Annotated in this window: 17 protein-coding genes and 1 tRNA gene; 16 read left to right on the top strand and 2 right to left on the bottom strand. The window is 34.1% G+C overall.

Features of this window, described 5'->3' with window-relative positions:
- Window positions 1-35: 35 nt before the first annotated feature.
- From OS138_RS11645 to OS138_RS11575, 15 genes are all read left to right on the top strand, one after another.
- Complete coding sequence (locus OS138_RS11645; RefSeq protein ID WP_002318697.1) at window positions 36-470, top strand: hypothetical protein; 435 nt, start codon at window positions 36-38, stop codon at window positions 468-470.
- 4 nt (window positions 471-474) lie between these two features.
- Window positions 475-1,095, top strand: a complete 621-nt coding sequence (locus OS138_RS11640; RefSeq protein ID WP_104889088.1) for a Gp15 family bacteriophage protein — start codon at window positions 475-477, stop codon at window positions 1,093-1,095.
- A 12-nt stretch (window positions 1,096-1,107) separates the two neighbouring features.
- On the top strand, window positions 1,108-5,607 hold the full coding sequence (locus OS138_RS11635; protein ID WP_325070153.1) for a tape measure protein: 4,500 nt from the start codon (window positions 1,108-1,110) through the stop codon (window positions 5,605-5,607).
- Window positions 5,600-6,427, top strand: a complete 828-nt coding sequence (locus tag OS138_RS11630; protein WP_325070152.1) for a phage tail domain-containing protein — start codon at window positions 5,600-5,602, stop codon at window positions 6,425-6,427. Before OS138_RS11635 ends, OS138_RS11630 begins: the two co-directional genes overlap by 8 nt.
- An 8-nt stretch (window positions 6,428-6,435) precedes the next feature.
- A complete protein-coding gene (locus tag OS138_RS11625; RefSeq protein WP_104775151.1) occupies window positions 6,436-7,455 on the top strand; it encodes a phage tail protein in 1,020 nt (339 codons plus the stop codon).
- The gene (locus OS138_RS11620; protein WP_325070151.1) at window positions 7,456-8,502 is read left to right on the top strand and encodes a hypothetical protein; all 1,047 of its coding nucleotides are present in this window, start codon (window positions 7,456-7,458) and stop codon (window positions 8,500-8,502) included.
- Window positions 8,502-10,748, top strand: coding sequence for a BppU family phage baseplate upper protein (locus OS138_RS11615; protein ID WP_325070150.1), 2,247 nt, complete (start codon window positions 8,502-8,504; stop codon window positions 10,746-10,748). The genes OS138_RS11620 and OS138_RS11615 overlap by 1 nt, the downstream gene beginning before the upstream one ends.
- An 18-nt stretch (window positions 10,749-10,766) precedes the next feature.
- Window positions 10,767-11,213 carry a hypothetical protein gene (locus OS138_RS11610; protein ID WP_325070149.1) on the top strand — a complete coding sequence of 149 codons (447 nt, stop codon included), beginning with the start codon at window positions 10,767-10,769 and terminating at the stop codon, window positions 11,211-11,213.
- A 1-nt stretch (window position 11,214) separates the two neighbouring features.
- Window positions 11,215-11,352, top strand: coding sequence for an XkdX family protein (locus tag OS138_RS11605; protein ID WP_002327992.1), 138 nt, complete (start codon window positions 11,215-11,217; stop codon window positions 11,350-11,352).
- A 36-nt stretch (window positions 11,353-11,388) separates the two neighbouring features.
- Entirely contained in the window at window positions 11,389-11,682 is a 294-nt protein-coding gene (locus OS138_RS11600) for a hypothetical protein (RefSeq protein ID WP_325070148.1), read from the top strand.
- Window positions 11,683-11,704: 22 nt separating this feature from the next.
- Window positions 11,705-11,902: a phage holin gene (locus OS138_RS11595; RefSeq protein ID WP_024635096.1), complete on the top strand. Its 198-nt coding sequence runs from the start codon at window positions 11,705-11,707 to the stop codon at window positions 11,900-11,902.
- A gap of 10 nt (window positions 11,903-11,912) precedes the next feature.
- Window positions 11,913-12,932 (top strand): peptidoglycan recognition protein family protein, encoded by a 1,020-nt coding sequence (locus OS138_RS11590; RefSeq protein WP_192211727.1) that lies wholly within the window; start codon window positions 11,913-11,915, stop codon window positions 12,930-12,932.
- Between the two features lie 127 nt (window positions 12,933-13,059).
- Window positions 13,060-13,752, top strand: coding sequence for a DUF3800 domain-containing protein (locus OS138_RS11585; protein WP_002325016.1), 693 nt, complete (start codon window positions 13,060-13,062; stop codon window positions 13,750-13,752).
- 420 nt (window positions 13,753-14,172) lie between these two features.
- Entirely contained in the window at window positions 14,173-14,370 is a 198-nt protein-coding gene (locus tag OS138_RS11580; RefSeq protein WP_002293041.1) for a cold-shock protein, read from the top strand.
- A gap of 421 nt (window positions 14,371-14,791) precedes the next feature.
- Window positions 14,792-14,864, top strand: a tRNA-Ile gene (locus OS138_RS11575).
- A gap of 370 nt (window positions 14,865-15,234) precedes the next feature.
- On the opposite strand, the gene OS138_RS11570 is transcribed toward OS138_RS11575, so the two are convergent.
- Window positions 15,235-15,492, bottom strand: coding sequence for a hypothetical protein (locus OS138_RS11570; protein WP_002295273.1), 258 nt, complete (start codon window positions 15,490-15,492; stop codon window positions 15,235-15,237).
- A 162-nt stretch (window positions 15,493-15,654) separates the two neighbouring features.
- Between OS138_RS11570 and bsh the strand changes: the two genes are divergently transcribed.
- Window positions 15,655-16,629 carry a choloylglycine hydrolase gene (gene bsh / locus OS138_RS11565; protein ID WP_325070147.1) on the top strand — a complete coding sequence of 325 codons (975 nt, stop codon included), beginning with the start codon at window positions 15,655-15,657 and terminating at the stop codon, window positions 16,627-16,629.
- A 557-nt stretch (window positions 16,630-17,186) separates the two neighbouring features.
- Here the strand turns inward: bsh and OS138_RS11560 are convergent.
- Window positions 17,187-17,489: a DUF5960 family protein gene (locus OS138_RS11560; RefSeq protein ID WP_024635286.1), complete on the bottom strand. Its 303-nt coding sequence runs from the start codon at window positions 17,487-17,489 to the stop codon at window positions 17,187-17,189.
- Window positions 17,490-18,782: the final 1,293 nt, after the last annotated feature.

Raw genomic sequence — 18,782 nt, 5'->3', positions numbered from 1 at the left:
GGCTATGAAGCCTCTGGTTATTAGGAGGAAAACGAATGGCTATTAACAATATTATCGACTTAGATGCTAAATTATCGCTAACAAAATCTATGAAAATCGCAGGGAAAGTATATGAAGTTCAAATTTCAGATGAAATTGACAAAACTTTAACCGATTTAACGACTATTGATATTCCAGATCAATTAAAAAATATGACTTCAAAACTTGAAAAAATGGATGAAGATGATAATGGAGCTAAAGAATTCAAAGAATTTACTCAATCTGAAATGGATGAATTAAAAGATAAAGCTGTAACTACTCTAGATGTGATTCTTGGGAGTGGTGAAGGTAATCGCGTTTATAATTTTTACAACAAAAGTACAAAAGCCCTTTTCACAATTATTGGATTGCTTGAAAAAGAGTTGGGGGAAGTTGTTTCTGAACGTAGTAAAACAGCAAAAAAACATTACAAAAATAATCGTAAGAAGTGATTAGATGTTTGATCTAACGAGAAAACCAGAAACAACAGTGATTATTTCAGGTAATGAGTATCAAATTGATTTGTCTTTTGACACTGTTATTCGATTCTATGAACTAATTGACGATAAAAATTTGGAGTCTATAGAAAAAATAATTCTTGGGTTCAAATTGTTTTATATCGATTCAAAAAAAGCAGAAGATACATTCACTTTTGAAGAAATGCAACAAGCTATTAACGACATAGTTGACTATATTCAATCGAATCCATATGGAAGCATTGGAAGTGAAGGAGAATCGACTGGTCAGGATTCAAATATGAATTATTCGTATTCTCAAGACGCTGGAGCTATTTATTCTTCGTTTATGGCAGATTACAAAATCGATTTGTTAAATGAGCAAGGTTCAATGCATTATCTAACTTTCAAAGCGTTGATGTCTGGTTTAAGCGAAGACACTCAATTTCAGCGGATACTAGCGATTCGGTCAAGAAACATAGCTGGTTTAGAAGGCGAAGAACTAAATAGCTTATTAGAACTGAAAAATTATTATGCTCTTGATTCTGAAAAAACAGTTAACAGTCTTGATGATCAACTAGGCGATATGTTTTCTATGTTAGCAGCACAAGCCAAATCATAAGGAGGTGAGTGTTTGAGCGCAGATGCAACAATAAATATTGATGTGATGCTGTCGAATTTACCTAAATTTAAAACAGACGTTAGTTTTGTTGATGACGTATTAACAAAATTGGGAATGAATACAGGATCAAAAATTGATGATTCATTTAAAGCCGAGACAGCAAAAGTTACAACAATTGCCAAATCAACAAAAAAAGATGTCGATCAAACTTTTGATAAACCAGTTAAGTTCACAATCAAGGCTGATAATTCGGATGCTGAAAAAGATGTCAAAGAGACAAAGGCTTTTTTAAAAGGCATACCGAAAAGCAAAATAACTGAACTGAAGGTGGATAATGACGGAGCATCACTGAAAATAAAAGCTACAAAAGAGGGTATAAGCAAGATACCTAGCAGGAAAGAAACAATACTTAACGCAGATGCTTCACAAGCAAAAACAGAAACAAAAGACCTCGGTGATACTGCTGAAAAAACCGAATCTAAGTTTATCAGCTTGAAAGATAAACTATCTATTGGTGCGATTGCTGGTGTCTCTTCACAAGCACTGCAGATTTTAACAGGTAGTTTTTCAGATTTAATCGGTGAAACTACTCAATCATCTGACGCAATGGATAAATTCAAATCTACGATGCAGTTTGCTGGCTTTACAGAAAAAGAAACAAAAGAAGCTGCTAAATTTGTAAAAAAATATGCAGATGACACAGTATATGAATTGTCCGATATCTCGAATACTACAGCACAACTAGCAGCAAATGGTATTGGGAATTATCAAGAGTTAACAGAAGCAGCAGGGAACTTAAACGCTGTAGCAGGTGGTAATGCTGAAACATTTAAATCAGTAGCAATGATGCTTACCCAAACGGCTGGTGCAGGGAAACTAACTACAGAAAACTGGAATCAAATGGCTGATGCCATTCCCGGTGCATCAGGTAAAATGCAAGAAGCGATGAAAAACAACGGTGCTTTCACTGGAAACTTTCGTGACGCGATGGAAGAAGGTCAAATATCAGCTGAAGAATTTAGTAAAGCGATTGTTGACTTAGGTATGACTGATGTAGCTGAAGAAGCTGCAAAGTCTACTAAGACTTTTGAGGGCGCAATGGGTAACCTCCAAGCGAATATCGTTACTAAAATGAATGAGATCGTTGATGGCATCGGTAAAGATAAGCTTACAGATATTATCAGCTTCATATCAGACAATACTACTAAACTATTTGATTCTATTTTGAAAGGCATAGATTATTTAAACGATAATCAGGATAAATTATCGAGTATCTTTGATAATTTGAAAAAGATTTCTAAAATATTTTTCGGTGCTGCATGGGATGCGGTTCTTGATATTATAAAAAAACTCACTGGTAATTTTAGTTTACTTTCAAAAGAAACTGGCAAAACGAAAGACCCCTTACAACGATTTGATGATGTCTTAAGTGCTTTGTCAAAACATGAAAAGGGAATAGCACTTCTAGGTAAAGCATTAGCTACTTTATTTATTGCTAAAAAAATCGTTGGTGTGGTCTCGGCTTTTGGGAAACTGCTTGATATATTCGGCGGAACCGCATTACTTTCTAGTCCAATTTTTCTTATACCTGCAGCAATTGCAGGAATTGGATTTGCGTTTTATAAAGCATATAAGACAAGCAAGCCATTTCGTGAGTTTATAGATGGGATTGTCGATGCAGTAAAAAACTTTGTAGAGGTATCATTAAAGAAAATCAAATCATTTTTTAAAAATGTTACAGAAGGATTTGTTGAATTTAAGGATTCAGTTACGGATAAAGTGACTAGTATCAAAAAAAACATCAAGAAAGTTTTTAACTCCGTTATTGATTTTTTTAAAGAGGATTGGAAAGAAGTATTAACATTCATTCTAAATCCAATTGCTGGTGTAGTTGCTCTATTGTACAAACACAATAAGAAGTTTAAAAAGTGGGTAGATGATCTACTTGATACTATTAAAGATGGATTGAAAGCTTTTAAAAAGAAAGTTCTTGATCCACCATACGATGCAATTACAGATTTGATTGATAAAATAGCTAAAACTTTTTCAAAATGGATGGGCAAAATAGAAAAAGCTCTTGAAAAAGCGGGTAAGAAACTTGGGAAAGCTACAGAGGTAATTTTTTGGCTTATCTATGGGCCAATACGGTTATTAGGTAGAAAAATAAAAAAAGGTTTCGATGAAGTTGCTGAATGGATAGAAGATAAACTTGAAAAAGCAGGGAAAGCAGTTGGGAAGGTTGTCGATAAAATCTCTTCAACAATAAAAAAAATCTTTAATTCTTTATCAAAATCAGTAAAAAAATCAATGGAATTATTTACTGAATATGTTATTGAGCCTGTGGATTCAGTTCGAAAAAAAGTCGTTAAAACAATTAGTAACTTAGTAGATAAAGTGGTCGATTTCTTTGTTGATTTAGTCAATATTACAAAGCACAAATGGAGAGAAATAAAATCCTCGATGGAGAAACCGGTTGATGATGCTAAAGAAAACGTATCTAAGACTATCAGTAGATTAAAAGAAAAAATAGCGGAAATATTTGAACGTATCCAATCAGTAACTAAGAGTGCGTGGAATACAATTAAACGCTATACAATTGAACCGATAGAGGATGCCTATGAAAAGGTAGTAAAAAAAGTTGGAGAGATTTACTCTGGTGTATCAAAATATTGGAATGATCTAAAGGACAAAACCAAAGAAAAATTCGATGAAATCGTTGATTATGTTAAAAAAGTTCCTGGTCGAATTGGTGATGCTTTTAGAGATGGAAAAGAAGCAATCGGTGATGGTGTTAAAGCCGCAGCACAATACATGATAGATATTTTGAAAAAAGGTGTGAATGGTGTAATTGGTGGTATCAATTGGGTTTTAGAAAAAGTTGATGCACCAGATTCAGTTCGAATTGACGAATGGAAACCTAAGGATGTTGCAAAATTTGCTACAGGTGGTATTCACCAAGGTGGATTGATGCTTGTTAACGATGGCGAAGGAGAAGAACTAGTCCGACATCCTGATGGAAGAATGGAAATTCCAAAAGGGAAAAATGTTTTGATGCATGCAGAAGCTGGTACTCAAGTATTGAATCATAGCCAAACAAAATCGTTTGCTGAAGCTTTTGGTATTCCAATGTACGCAAAAGGTAACGTAAGTAATCTAGGTGATTTCTTCAAGTCTGCATGGAACGGAATAAAAGACATTGGTTCTGATATTTTAGATGCAGTTCAACATCCAGTGGAGTTTGTCAAAAAAGCTATTTCAGAACATGTGAATTTTGATGCTACTCATCCAGTATTTGATATTGCTACAGGCGGTGTCAAGAAAGTAACAAATGGCGTTATGGATTGGATCAAAGATAAAATAGCAAGTTTTGGTTCTATTGGTGGAAGTTTTGACGGGGCGATGGCTGACAATGTCTATAAATATTTAGTAGATATTGCAAATCAAACAGTAAGTAAATTTGGCATGAGTGGTATCACTTCGGGTTATCGACCAGGAGACCCTTATTACCACGGAAAACACCAAGCGATTGATATTGCTTATCCTGCTGGAATGAATGGTTCAAGTAAGTATTTCGATCCTGCGAACTGGGTGTTTGAACATTTTGCTGATAAGGTTGGCTATGTTATTACTCAAGGTAAAGTTCGAGATAGGACAGGTCAATCAGGGCAACCTGCTACAGGAAATTGGGAGACATGGCCAGATAACGATCACTACGACCATTTGCATATTACAGGTAAGCTTGGCTCTGGTGATATTTATAAAGCAGGCGAAGGTGGCGGAAAAGGTTCGCCTACAGGTTCTGGCGTTGCAAGGTGGACTAGCCAATTAAAAGAAGCCTTGCGAATGAATGGATTACCAACCACTGCTTCGTATGTCAATGCTTGGTTAAGGCAAATCGAAACTGAATCAGGAGGCAATGAGCGTGCTGTTCAGCCTGGAATAGACCCAGATGGTGATGGCTCTGGTCCAGCAATGGGACTAATACAAGCTAAGAAAGGAACATTTTTAGCAAATGCGTTTCCTGGCCACGGAAATATTTTTAATGGTTTTGATAGCATGCTTGCTGGTATTAGATATGCACTGAAAAGATATGGTCCTGATATGCTCGCAGTCATTGGTCATGGTCATGGTTACTCAAATGGGGGAGAAGTATTTGGACCAGAGTTAGCTATGTTTGGTGAAGACCCTGCTTATCCATATGAAATCAACATCAATCCTGCAAAACCAAGTGCAGATATGCTGATTCAAAAAGCGATTGTTGCAAGAGAGAGATACAAACCAGCCGTACAAACAAATCAAGCAGTTTATTCAAATCAACATCCAAGTGGCGGAAATGAGCACAAAACGATGAGTAAAAAAGATATTGAAACAATCGTTCAAGCGTTAAATGAAAGACCAATGCGTGTCGAAAGTATTCTAGACGGTAAGAAAGTCAGCAAAAGTGTAGATGAATATACTGGTTCATCATTAGCAAGAAAACTATATATGAGAGGAAAGAATTTCAATGGATGATAAAACATCAGTATTTCTCCAATTTAGTACAGGTAAATTTGACTTACTAGCAAATTACCGAATAAAAATCATTGATATAAAAATTGGGATGCCAGTACCTAAAAATGAATTTTCTTCTTATGCAGGTTCAGTAGGAAAAAAGCTGCTGACACACTCATTTGATTCTTTTCCTATTACTTTTGAATTTGATTATTTTGCAGACAATCTAAATGATCTTATTTTGACTGAAACAGAATTGAGAGAACTATTTAATAAAGAAGCTGAATACTACTTTATCTATACGAAAGAACCTGGTAAAAGATACCCAGTGATTGTTGAGAGTATGACTGTAACCAAAAAGGCATATTTTAAAGGAAATTGTGTTGTATCATTTTCCGCCTATAAAGGATATTCTGAATCGATTGCGACGACTTTATCTGATTTCAGTTTGGATGAGGATTGGCAGTTTTCTCAAAGTCTAGTTTCTGAAGATTTTAGTTATACACACAATACTAGTTTCTTTAAGATTTTTAATGCTGGCAGTTTTGAAATTGATCCGAGAGAGTCAGATTTACGTATTACCCTCGAAGGAGAATCAGAAGGAAATGTGACTATTTTCAATAAGACCACAGGCGATCGTTTCATTTATTATCCTTCTCTCTCAACTAATTTAGGGCAGACGTTAGTTTTGGATGGCGTATACCCAAAATTGAATGGTGTAAGTTGTGGTATTGATACAAACCATGGACTAATCACTTTAGCTGAAGGGGTCAATGAAATCGAAATTCAAAATATTACTAGAGTGAAATCTTCTTGGGATTTCCGTTTCTTGTATAAGTAGGTGATACTTTGAAAAACATATTAATACGTAATTATGAAGAAACGAAAGAGGAAATCCTTATTAACTACGATAAGGATTCTTTTTCTGTCTCGTGGCAACAAAATGAAACGTGGGAGTTATCTGTGACTGTACCAGAAACAAAAAGGAATCAAATAACCTTTGATTTAATTGACTATGAAAACTATGTTGTTTTTGATGGTCAGCAGTATTCAATCAAGCAGATGAGACCATATGCTTCTGGTAGCCAAATCTATAAAGATGTAGTAGCAACTCATGTCTATTACACTATTCAAGATGGATGGCAATATGACACCATATCTGGAACAAAATCAATCAATGATCTTCTGACTCATATTTTTAAAGCTGGAAACCGAGGATTTAGTTGGGAAGTTGTAGATCCCAATAATGTATTTTTAAAAAAGGAGCAGGAGAATTTTGGAAATGATAATTATTTAAATCTTATTAATGAAATTTTGGAAGATTACGGTGCAGTTGTGATACCAAACAATAAGCATTTAGTATTTTACCCCATTTCAGATTATGGAAATATAACTGAGCAACAAATCCGATATAAATATAATACGGATGAAGTGTCGTTTGATATTGATACTTATGCTTTGAAAACACAAATTAAAGGATTTGGTAAGAAAAAAGAAGATGACTCATATTATTTTAATCCAGTTACTTATACCAGTCCCGAATCACAGAAATGGGGAATCAGGATACAAGACCCAATAGAAGACGAACGTTACACTATTCAAAATAATATGATTAAATATCTAAAACAACAGTTACACGACTATCCAGATGTTTCAGGATCCGTAACACTAAAATGGGCCGTATCTCTTAACAAAGGGGATAAGGTCCTTTTTGTTTATGAACCTTTGAATATAAGTACCTACATTCAAGTTGTGGGAATTACTGATTATCCAGCTATCCCTAATAAAGCGCCAGAGATTGTATTATCAAATACCAAGAAAACAATCACTTCAATACTGGCAAATCTTGCTAAGAAAGGACTGATGTAGATGGGGCTTGTTAAACTAATATCAAATAATATCGCTTTAAAATGGAAAGAAACATTCAATAAAAACGTTGATTATCTGAACAATCTTGAAAAGAAACTGTCTGATCAAGACAAATCAACGAACAGTCGTATTGATAATCTCGTGCTTCATTCAGGCGGTGATTCTCCTAACGAAGTGGTGGATGCACGTGTAAATAATAAGGGAGAAATCTTTGATACATTACACGGCAGATTATTAGAACATGAAAACCTGTCGGACGAACAAATTAGCGAACTGAATACAAACATGGATAGTCAAAAAGAGCAAGTTCGACAATTGAACAAGTCTGTCCAACAGATTATTGGTGGGTATAGTGAGCCAATAAATATGTACGTTTCGAAAAACGGAAGTGACCAAACTGGTGATGGCACAGAAGAAAAACCCTATGCTACTATCCAAACGGCTGTGAATACCATTCCGTTGATAACTGCTGCTCCGATCACTATTTGGATTGATGATGGTGCTTATTTGGAAGACGTGGTAATTAATGGGCTGTCTTATCGTTCCTTAATGATTAAACCAATAAATGATATAAGTAGTATAAACCCCTTAACTTCGGATTTGCCAGTAAGAGTAAGGAGTTTAGCGACAACCACGTGTGTAGGTTACACACAGATTTCTGGTATCCAAATAGTTGATACTGTAAACGCTCCGATAGATCCAAGTGGTAACCGCTACGGAATCATGAACGAGCAATCTGGCTATATGGCGATAAATAAATGTAAATTTTCTGAGAATACAAAATCTTTGGGATACAATGCAATTTATGTTGGTGGCGTATCGAAATTAAACATGTATGGTAATACTACATTTATTAATCAAGATGTCGCTTTGCGTGTAAGGCTTATGTCAGAAGCATTAGCAGGTCTAACTGGTTCAGGAAATAACATCGGTATTAAATGTGAAGATGCTACAGTTAGAGGTACGGCTTCCACAGCATTTGCAACTACACCAACAAGCATCAGTGGCAATGGGCTAATTATATCCAAAGGACAGGTGTTGAACTAATGGTCTATAAAATAAATGAATCGATCATTGTGATTCAAGCAGAAGCAACTAAGCCTAATGATACGAATGTTGTTTTTTGGTCGCATGATCGAGGAACAGCTAAGCTTCGAATGAAGTTAGTAAGAAAAAACGGAATTCCTCAGAGCCTACCAGAAGGAACTACGGTTCCGATTCGCTTGATGTTTAAATCTGCAACGGCAGAAGGGGGTTATGGAAAACATGATTATCTTGCCACCATTGAAGATCGTGTGAATGGCATTGTTTCTATCGTATTAGAAGATAATATTTTAGGATATGTCGGAAAAGTAGAAGGTAGCGTATATATTGATTTCCCAGACGACCGCTCGTTAGATACAGCTGGTCGTTTTACTTTTGACATCAAACGCAGTCAAATCGATGACAGCACGCCAGAACTAAAAGATTATTATTTCAATGGTTTTAGCCAGACAATCGATAAAATCGAAAAAATTCTAGCTGATGGAAAGCAAGAGATTGAACAGAAAATTGCGGAATCCGAAACGCAGATTGATGCGAAAGTAAAAGACACAAACGACAAAATCACGAAAGCCAATCAAGATGTCGCAACTCTCAATACTAATATTGATAAAGCGAATGATCGTATTGATCAAACCAATCAGCAAATCAGCGATCTAGGCAAGCTGAAGAAAATGTACAGTAACAGCATCGACTTCGGGGGCTATGATTATAGCGGTAACCCGAATTTAATGAGAATAGTGAAAGCTTCTGATTTTCATCTAGAAGGTGATACTGTTGTAACAGATGTTTCTACTAATGCTATATATGTAATGTCGAAAGGTGCTGAACGACTCAACACATTTACTTCAAATAACACACCTAGTTTAATTAGTGGTAAAACGTATACCATAAGTGCAAAAGTTAAAGTAGACGAAGGTACAACTGGAGATATTGATAAGATAAGGATAGCCTATAGAAAAACTACGAACGGAACTATTTTATTATCTACTACTGCTTATGAGATTGAAGTAGGTAAAGAAATAACGGTAAAGGCTACAGGTGTAGTAAATTATGAAATCACAGATTTATCAAGATTTTATTTAACTATTGATCTTGAAGGGTATAGTAGTCGGATAAACGGTGGGGTAATTATTAGCGATATTAAGATTGAAGAAGGGTCAAAAGCCACACCGTACCAGCCAAATTTACTCGATGCGCCGTATTATTTGAGTAAGATTCCACTGGGAGAGAATATTCTTAAACCAGCTTCTTTCCCAATTAATACTACAGAATATATGGCGGCTAATTTTACTCCTAATGAACCATACGTACAGGGACAAAAGTATAATTTTACAATGAAGGCGAGCAAACCATCTACACAGACGTTTGGAATTTATTTACGAGCTGGATCTTTACCTGTCGGTAATATGGTTCCTGTAGAAGGTTTGGCAGACGTATGGCAACTTACTTTCGAAATAACACAAAGTCACATTGATGGTAGTGCAAATGCATTGAATGTATTTCAAGCGCCACAATCGACGAAAGGAACAGTAAATATTGAATGGGCAAAACTAGAAAAAGGCGACACACGAACCCCGAATATTAGTCAGTTTAAATACTTCGGTGAAGGCTTGAAAGACAGCAACAATCCCAATAATTATAGTTGGGATGTCACACCTGAATATACTGAAAAAGGCTTGAATGATTCTGTGAGCTTAACTGAGCCACAATCTGTAGATGGAACTAAGAACTTTTTAGAAACCCCTCTAGTTAATGGGAAAAATGTACTGGTAGAAGAAAAACCGTTGCCTTATGAAGCGTGGCATTCAACAGGAACTGAACAAACTGGTATTTCTAATAAAGCTCGGTTAATTATTGGACCAGTAGCAACTACCATTGGAGCAAAGTTGAATCGATTTATGAAGGAGAATCCGTTGACTTGGAATTCTGGAAATTGGCAAGCAACAGCTAATCGAGATTGTACTTTGTTAGTTGAAGGGTTAGTTAGATATCAGTTTGGCGGATCAACAGCTGGCCAGTATGGTTATATTACTTTTTATAAAGACGATGCCCAAACTAGTTCTATTGGTTTCGCAGGTGGTGTTGGTATAAATGGAACTGCATTGCAATGGAAGCATGGGCTTCACTTTAGTAGAATTTTCGAGTTGAAAAAAGGAGAGTACTTCAATATCACTTTTGAAACTCAGGATGGTAAGAAGTTAGATTTTTCTCAAATAAACACGCTGCACATTATGGAAATAGAATCTTAGATTAAAGGAGTGAAATAAATGAAAAACATTTGGAAATACGGGCGTACTGGCGGAGAGTACGCAGGAAAAGTATTGGACGACATGCTTGTATCCGTTCCTTACACAGATCAGCCTCCACTTGAAGGAATTCGTGCTGATGGCGAACCGTTAACAATCGACGATCAAATGTTTGATCCTAAATTGAATCAATGGATTATTTTAGCGAACGCGTTAGATCACAACGATTTAAACAATCTCAAAGCGATGTACGAGGCTCTGGGACATGAAAACGACAATCTAAAACAGCTCAACGCCAAACTCATGCTAAACAATGTAGCAATTAAACAGGAAAATACTGCATTGAAAGAAAAAGCGGATAGTTTAGCACAAATCAATTCAAAAATGATGCTTGCTTCGTTCCAAAATAGCAAAGACATTTCAGAAATTAAAGAGCAACTAAATCCAGCTTCAAAGGGAGGTGAGTAGTATGTTTAGTTTTAGCGATGTGAAAATGATGTATGATTGGGGCTGTTTTACTGACGATCAAGTTCGACTATTCGTTCCACTATGCATTACAGACGAAGAAGCAGATAAAATCATTAATAAAGATAAGAGCGCATCTTAAGTGATGCGTTTTTATTTAAGGTAAAGGAGTTGTCACATGATTAATTTAGGAGAATGGGGAACAATCGCAGGATCAATTACTGCGATTATTTCTTTGATTTTATTAGTAATAAAACCAATTACTGCATCTTTCTCGAAGATTACTGAAACTCTTTCAAAAGTAAGTCACAATTTAGATTTGCTGACTAAAGATTTAGAATCGAGCAAATCAGATCGATTGATGATTCATGAAGAACTAAAGAAACACGATGAAAGATTAGATACACATGCAGAAAAATTGGTAGAACACACACAACAAATTAAAACTTTATTTAGAGAAAGATCTCGGTAAAAAAGAAAGGAGTTAAGAAGAAATGATTTTACCCGATAAGTATTATCAAGTCATTAAATGGACAGTTTTAACAGTTTTACCAGCTACATCTGTATTAGTTGCAACACTAGGCAAAGCGTATGGATGGAATGGAACAGATATGACAGTGCTGACTATCAATGCAGCAGCAACATTTTTAGGCGTTATCACTGGTGTGTCGGCTTATAATTTGAAAAAATAGGAGGAAACAAATGAAAAAGAAAATTACTATTACTGTGATGAGCCTATTAACGGCTCTTTTTTTATTGCCAATTAATGGGTTTGCCTATACGATTAACAATGAATTTAATTTGGGCCCAAACGAAGGTAGCTCACAAGTAGCAAATAATCAGTACATTTTACTGCATGAAACGGCTAATGAAACAGCAACAGGGCGCAATGAAGCGCAGTATATGCAACGTTCATGGACTAGTGCTTATACTGCTTATATTGTGGGAGACGGTGGAATTGTTTACCAAGTTGGACAACCTGGTTATGTACAGTACGGTGCTGGTTCGTATGCTAATGCTAACAGTCCCGTGCAGATTGAGTTACAACACACACATGATAAAGCGACGTTTGAGAAAAACTACAAGGCATACGTTGAATTGGCTAGAGATTCAGCAATAAAATATGGTATTCCACTAACATTGGACACGCCTTATAACCAACCAGGAATCAAATCGCATTTATGGGTAACGCAAAATATTTGGGGCGATCATACAGATCCTTACGGTTATCTTTCTGAAATGGGCGTAAGTAAAGAAAAATTAGCATATGATTTAGCTCATGGATTTACCGATGAAAATCCAACTACTTCAGATGATAAACCAGTAATTGATCCAACTCGAGCAGGTGCTGCAAATTCTACGCTGACAGATGGAACAAATTACGCCCACATTGATCAGTTCGGAGAAATCGAAAACGCAAACTTGCATGTAGCTGGATGGCATATTGCTAACTATAAATACGAGTATATCTTCATTATGGATTACAATACTGGGAAAGAATTAGCTCGAGTAAGAGCTGATGGAATTTATAGACCAGATGTAAACCAAGCTTATAATACTTCTGGAAATGTTGGTTATCATGTATCTTTCAATATGCGTAATTTTCCTAATAAGAAAGTCTATGTAATGATGCGGGCAACGAATGATCCAGAAGGGAACACTAAAGGCGGAGCACAAGATTTTCATGATAAACGCTGGTATTTAAATATTCCGCAACGATAAAAAATGGCCCCTCGTTGAGGGGCAGTACATATAATTAGGCTACATCTGCAATTTTAGTTATTGTTATAAAGACGGCTAAGATGTAAAATTAACATATATTTATAACAAATGATCGGAGAAGCGGCTGTTGGAAGAATTACATTTATTTTTTGATGATTCAGGCGTCTTGCATAGGAATGCACCTAATAGATTTTTTGTCTACGCTGGATACGCATTCATTGGCAAGGATAATAAAGAAATTGCAAAAAGAAAATATAAAAAAGTGGTTCAACGAATCCAAACCAAACGAGGTAACAGAGAAGAATTAAAAGCTTGTTATTTAGATAAAAGTGAAAAATACGAATTATACAGGGTTTTAAAAAACGAACATAGTATGGGATTAACAGTTGATATCAAAAGGGTACAGTCAAATATTTTAGATCATAAAAAATCAATACACAGATATAAAGATTATGTATTAAAAAGACTGGTCAAAGAAAAAATTAAGTTGCTGATAAATAGAGGATTATTGAATCCAGAGGACGACTTAAAGCTATGTATCTGTGTGGATGAGCAAGCCACTGCAAGTAATGGCTATTATAATTTTGAGGAATCAGTATATGAAGAACTAAAAAATGGTGTTCATAATTTTAATTATGGTGTATTTTATGAACCTATTTGGAAAGGTAAGTTAGAAATAAATGTGTCTTATTGCGATTCTAAACATAATTATTTGATACAAGCTAGTGATATATTGGCAAACAGATTATGGACATCGTTCAAGATTGATAACAGAGAAATGAGAAATATACCGGAACATTCTTGTATGAGGTTGCCTTAAAAAATAAGCTAAATTTTTTTAAGCATAACTATTGCATTTAGCAGATAGTTACTTTATGATTAACTTACAGGCGAATTAATTTCGCACTGCCGACACAAGGAATACGATAATAATTATTAAGCGTAATGTAAGTACGCCGTCCCTTGTGGGCCACCTCCAAAAGGTGGTTTTTTTATTTAATTTTAATCAGTATTGTATTTGTATTTTCGTTCTGCAATTAACTCTTCTAAATGCTTAAATATAGTTCTTTATATTAAATCGTGTTAGCCTTGTGTTACCATTACATTCGTGTTATACTAAACAAGTAATCTAATTTGAAACGTAATCTGAGCGATATATTCACACTATAAAAACTCCTTTTACAAAGTAATATTAATTGCAACAAAACACGTATTATATACGTATCAGGAGGAAATATATATGAATAACGGTACAGTAAAATGGTTTAACTCAGACAAAGGTTTTGGATTTATCACTGGAGAAGATGGAAATGACGTATTTGCACATTTCTCAGCGATCCAGGGAGAAGGCTTCAAGTCCTTAGATGAAGGCCAAGCAGTTACTTATGATATTGAAGAAGGTCAACGTGGCCCTCAAGCAGTAAATATTGTAAAATAATGTTGAACTTTAAACACCTCATTTGAGGTGTTTTTTTATTTTAAGCTAGATACCGTAATTATTGCTAGCAATTTAGAGTAGTTTGTTACTAATTAAGGAGCAAATAAAATTATTATAATATAAAAAATTAAGCAAATAATAGACTAAAAAATAACTATGTGAGATAATAAACATAGAAAAAAGCTTCAGATACTCCCTCACCCTAGAGTCTTTCCCCAAAAAGATAAGTATCTGAAGCTTTTTTCTTTTTATGACTTGGAAATAATAGCATAAAATAATATATTTTACAAAGAATAAGTACAATCTAGTTTTTTGCTATTAAATGTGTAATAATTAATGTGCCATCACAACAAAGAATGAAAACCATTATTATCTAGTCTATGTCCATTCTTTTTGTTTGCAGTAGTTGTGATGGCTTCTCGTACCTTTAGCTCAATTGGTTAGAGCAGACGGCTCATAACCGTCCGGTCGTAGGTTGAGTCCTACAGGGTACATATAGTAATTAAGTTAGTTCTGTGTTAAAATTATTTAGAAGAGTATTTATGTAAATAAAAGCTTTCTTCAGCCACCTTCGGGTGGTTATTTTTTTATACACAATCTTATGTCTATTTCCTTCATAAGTTATGATGACATCTGTTCAGAGCTACTCGAAAGAATAGTTTTTTAGTATTGATTTTTTATAGGATGAGATTATAATAATAGTCGTAATAGCTGATGAATCAATTTCCCAATCTTTTTACGCATTTAAACAGCGAAGCGTCTTCGGACGCTTCTTTTTTGTACTACAATCAATATTTATATTTGGATTACCTCCAGATAGTTTCTTTGTATAAAAAAACGACTCATAATGAGTCGTTTAATAGATCAGAGTAATAAGTCATTGATTTCTTTAAATTCTTTATCAAGTTCTTTTTCATCATATTTTTCATATTTATCAGCTTCATGAAGAACTTTTTTAATTTCATGAATAGCCTTTCGTTCAACTAACCATTTTTTTAGGTTATGTTTTTTTTCTGGATTTTCAGATAACGTATCAAGTTCGTCTAACTCTTTATCCAGTTTATTGACAACAGAAACAATTTTGTTTACAACTTTTTCTTCTTTGTTTTCTAAATTTGACATTTATCTTCACGTCCTTTTTATTTGATAATTTAAGTATAGAACTTTGATATAGTTTATACAAATAAAAACGCTTCTTTGTGTATTCTGTGCTTTTCTTTTGGAATGAGGAAAACTTTGGAGTAATATGAACGTGGACAGAAAAATATTTAGGAGGAATAAACTATGTGTACGTCTATTACTTATGTAACAAGTGATCATTATTTTGGAAGGAATTTTGATTATGAAATATCTTACAATGAAGTAGTCACTATTACTCCAAGAAATTATAAGTTGAATTTTCGAAAGGTAAATGATTTGGATACTCATTATGCAATGATTGGTATTGCCGCTGGTATAGCTGACTACCCTCTTTATTACGATGCGACAAATGAAAAAGGATTGAGTATGGCTGGACTAAATTTTTCTGGGTATGCTGATTATAAAGAAATACAAGAAGGGAAAGACAATGTATCTCCTTTTGAATTTATTCCTTGGATTTTAGGACAATGCTCAACAGTAGGAGAAGCTAAAAAATTGTTAAAAAATATCAATTTAGCAAATATAAATTATAGTGACGAACTTCCTTTATCCCCTTTACATTGGCTATTAGCTGATAAAGAAAAATCAATTGTCATTGAAAGTATGAAAGATGGACTTCATATATATGATAACCCTGTGGGCGTTCTTACCAATAATCCTTCATTTGACTATCAATTATTTAATTTAAACAATTATCGTGTCTTATCGAGTGAAACTCCTAAAAATAATTTTTCAAATCAAATAAGTTTGAATGCCTATAGCCGCGGTATGGGAGGGATAGGCTTGCCTGGAGATTTATCCTCAGTATCTCGTTTTGTTAAAGCGACTTTTACGAAGCTGAATTCTGTATCTGGAGATTCAGAGTCAGAAAGTATTAGTCAATTTTTCCATATCTTAGGTTCAGTAGAACAACAAAAAGGTTTGTGTAATGTTGGTGATGGAAAATATGAATATACAATTTATTCTTCTTGTTGCAATGTTGATAAAGGAATCTATTATTATCGAACATATGAAGACAGTCAAATTACTGCAATTGATATGAATAAAGAAGACTTAGATAGTCATAAGTTAATTAGTTATCCAATTATAGAAAAACAACAAATTAAATATATAAATTAGTTAGTGTGTTGTGATTGATTATTTAATATAGATATAATACAAAAAGGCAAAGATATTTTCAAAACATTTTTTCTTGATGTGATATCCTTGTCTTTTTTGTAATGTTTTTAACTTATTGCTTTTGCAAAAGTTATTTACCTGTTTTCTGGATCAACGATAGTGTATATTATGCTATCCTTGTTTGGATTTTAGGACGTTTAAAGAGGCACTTTTTTACATAACTTAATCCATAGACCTTTTAAGCCTGCTGTGAGATAATAATAAAGAAGAGTTTAAAGCGTTCCCCAAAAACCACTCCCCCATAAGTGTGTTACGCTTTAAACTCTTTTATATTTGAAGCCATTAAAAAGCATACCATATTTTTGAAAAAAAGTGAGAAAAAAGGCTTATAATTGGAGTGATAGTTAATTAGTGACTTATTTTTGATTTTATAGCACTGATACTATAAAATATAGATATCATCATATTACACAATCTTAATACTAACTTAAAAAATATCTCCTTTCATAAGTATGGTGATAAAATCCGTTCCGGGCTACCTTTTTAGGTAGCCTACTTTAATCTTTGTATTTTTCAGGATCAACAAAAGTATACTTTACATAGTCAAATCGTTTATGTTTTGCTCTAACATCTGGAACATTTGTCACTACATCAAATAAAAAATAGGCATCTAGGTTCATTCTGGTTTTTGCTGCCGGAATTTTAAAGTAGTTCTTATTAGAATAGTAGAGATTGATTAATAAGCTTTCTTCGATTGCTAAAAAGAAAACTTCTGAATCCCATACTTTATAAAAATCTTTGATAAATCTATTCGAAGGATCAAATTTAAACCATAATTGTGTCTTTCCTTCTATTAAAATATCTTGGTTATACGCATCTTCTTTGAAATTTAAGGTAATTGATATGTATCCCGACCAAATATTAGGGTTGTTAGAAATTAAAGATCCTAGTCCTATTGATAATAAAATACCAGATAATTATACAGCGCAACAGTATATTGAAGATATTTACAATGTTAGATCTGAAATACAAAGAGTTCTAGATAGAATTGAAAATGAAATTGGTAAGATAATGATGGAAATGGAAAGATCGTGATAAAGTTTTTGTTACTATTTTTAATAATGCAGCAAAAAAATATTGCCACCATTTTGCCACCGATGACTGAGGTTTTCTCAGGTGTTTTGAAATGACCTAAAGATAGAAGAGATTATTTAGTTCCTTTATAACCTTTAATACTAGAAGCTTAGAGACTATCTTAGATTAATAGAGAATAGTACAGTTAGATTATTGCGAAAAGAAGCCTTCATGGCCGTTCTGAAAATGGATGAGGAAGAAAGTAAGAAGTAGCAAGGAATTTAGGAGTTTCTTAGCTTCCAAAATTTGTGAAATTCAAAAATATTCGCCCTATGTTCGCCCAAGTTTTTACTTGGGCGAATTTTTTGCATTTTAAATCAAAGATCTTTTCAGACGTTGGGCGAAAATATCAACAGCTTCATTTTTCATTTTTTTGGTTACATGTGCGTAAGCATCCATAGTAGTAACTAATCTAGAATTACCAACTCGAGCCTGGATTTCTTTTGGGTTTGCCACCGGATTGTTACCGGTGGCTTTTTTTGGTAAAATTCAAGAATTTTTTCTTAAATTCTCCATGATATCTATCGTTTCAGTTTTTATCTTATTTGTCACATGAGAATAGGTGTACATCTAATAATGCCTTGGATACCTTGGAATCAGTGGATGAGTTGGAAACAACTTTGGATTAATCAAAAGAATCCATGTATAAACTGAGTTATGCCGTTTAAGTTAGCGCAGAATCCCTAGCTATTTAAAAAATGGTTTGGCTAAGATCTCTCAAAAAGAGTATTTATTCAAATAACTTTTTAGAAAAATAATTAGACTAGAAACAAAAGAAGCCAGCTACAAGAGCTGGAAAAGTTAATTTTTTGTATTCAGATAAATTAATATACACGCCGTTTGTATAATTAAGCGAGACAAATAAAAAAGCCATTTATGTTACACTCAAATTGTAATACCCGCTAAAGCATACAAGGAGAGTGAACATAAATGACTTATACCCATCTTACACCAAACGAGCTTGTAATGATAGAAGCATATTTTCATCAAGAAACTCCGGTTGCTATCGTTGCGAAGCA

It is taken from the genome of Enterococcus sp. E5-37 (assembly GCF_035726925.1).
Taxonomy (GTDB): Bacteria; Bacillota; Bacilli; order Lactobacillales; family Enterococcaceae; genus Enterococcus_B; species Enterococcus_B faecium.
This window is presented reverse-complemented; position numbering and strand designations above follow the sequence as displayed.

Bases quoted from the DNA above. Each gene is read 5' to 3' on its own strand.
- OS138_RS11630 (WP_325070152.1), top strand. From the start codon at position 5,600: ATGGATGATAAAACATCAGTATTTCTCCAATTTAGTACAGGTAAATTT.
- OS138_RS11610 (WP_325070149.1), top strand. From the start codon at position 10,767: ATGAAAAACATTTGGAAATACGGGCGTACTGGCGGAGAGTACGCAGGA.
- OS138_RS11595 (WP_024635096.1), top strand. From the start codon at position 11,705: ATGATTTTACCCGATAAGTATTATCAAGTCATTAAATGGACAGTTTTA.
- bsh (WP_325070147.1), top strand. From the start codon at position 15,655: ATGTGTACGTCTATTACTTATGTAACAAGTGATCATTATTTTGGAAGG.
- OS138_RS11570 (WP_002295273.1), bottom strand. From the start codon at position 15,492: ATGTCAAATTTAGAAAACAAAGAAGAAAAAGTTGTAAACAAAATTGTT.
- OS138_RS11600 (WP_325070148.1), top strand. From the start codon at position 11,389: ATGATTAATTTAGGAGAATGGGGAACAATCGCAGGATCAATTACTGCG.
- OS138_RS11615 (WP_325070150.1), top strand. From the start codon at position 8,502: ATGGTCTATAAAATAAATGAATCGATCATTGTGATTCAAGCAGAAGCA.
- OS138_RS11605 (WP_002327992.1), top strand. From the start codon at position 11,215: ATGTTTAGTTTTAGCGATGTGAAAATGATGTATGATTGGGGCTGTTTT.
- OS138_RS11590 (WP_192211727.1), top strand. From the start codon at position 11,913: ATGAAAAAGAAAATTACTATTACTGTGATGAGCCTATTAACGGCTCTT.
- OS138_RS11580 (WP_002293041.1), top strand. From the start codon at position 14,173: ATGAATAACGGTACAGTAAAATGGTTTAACTCAGACAAAGGTTTTGGA.
- OS138_RS11645 (WP_002318697.1), top strand. From the start codon at position 36: ATGGCTATTAACAATATTATCGACTTAGATGCTAAATTATCGCTAACA.
- OS138_RS11640 (WP_104889088.1), top strand. From the start codon at position 475: ATGTTTGATCTAACGAGAAAACCAGAAACAACAGTGATTATTTCAGGT.
- OS138_RS11620 (WP_325070151.1), top strand. From the start codon at position 7,456: ATGGGGCTTGTTAAACTAATATCAAATAATATCGCTTTAAAATGGAAA.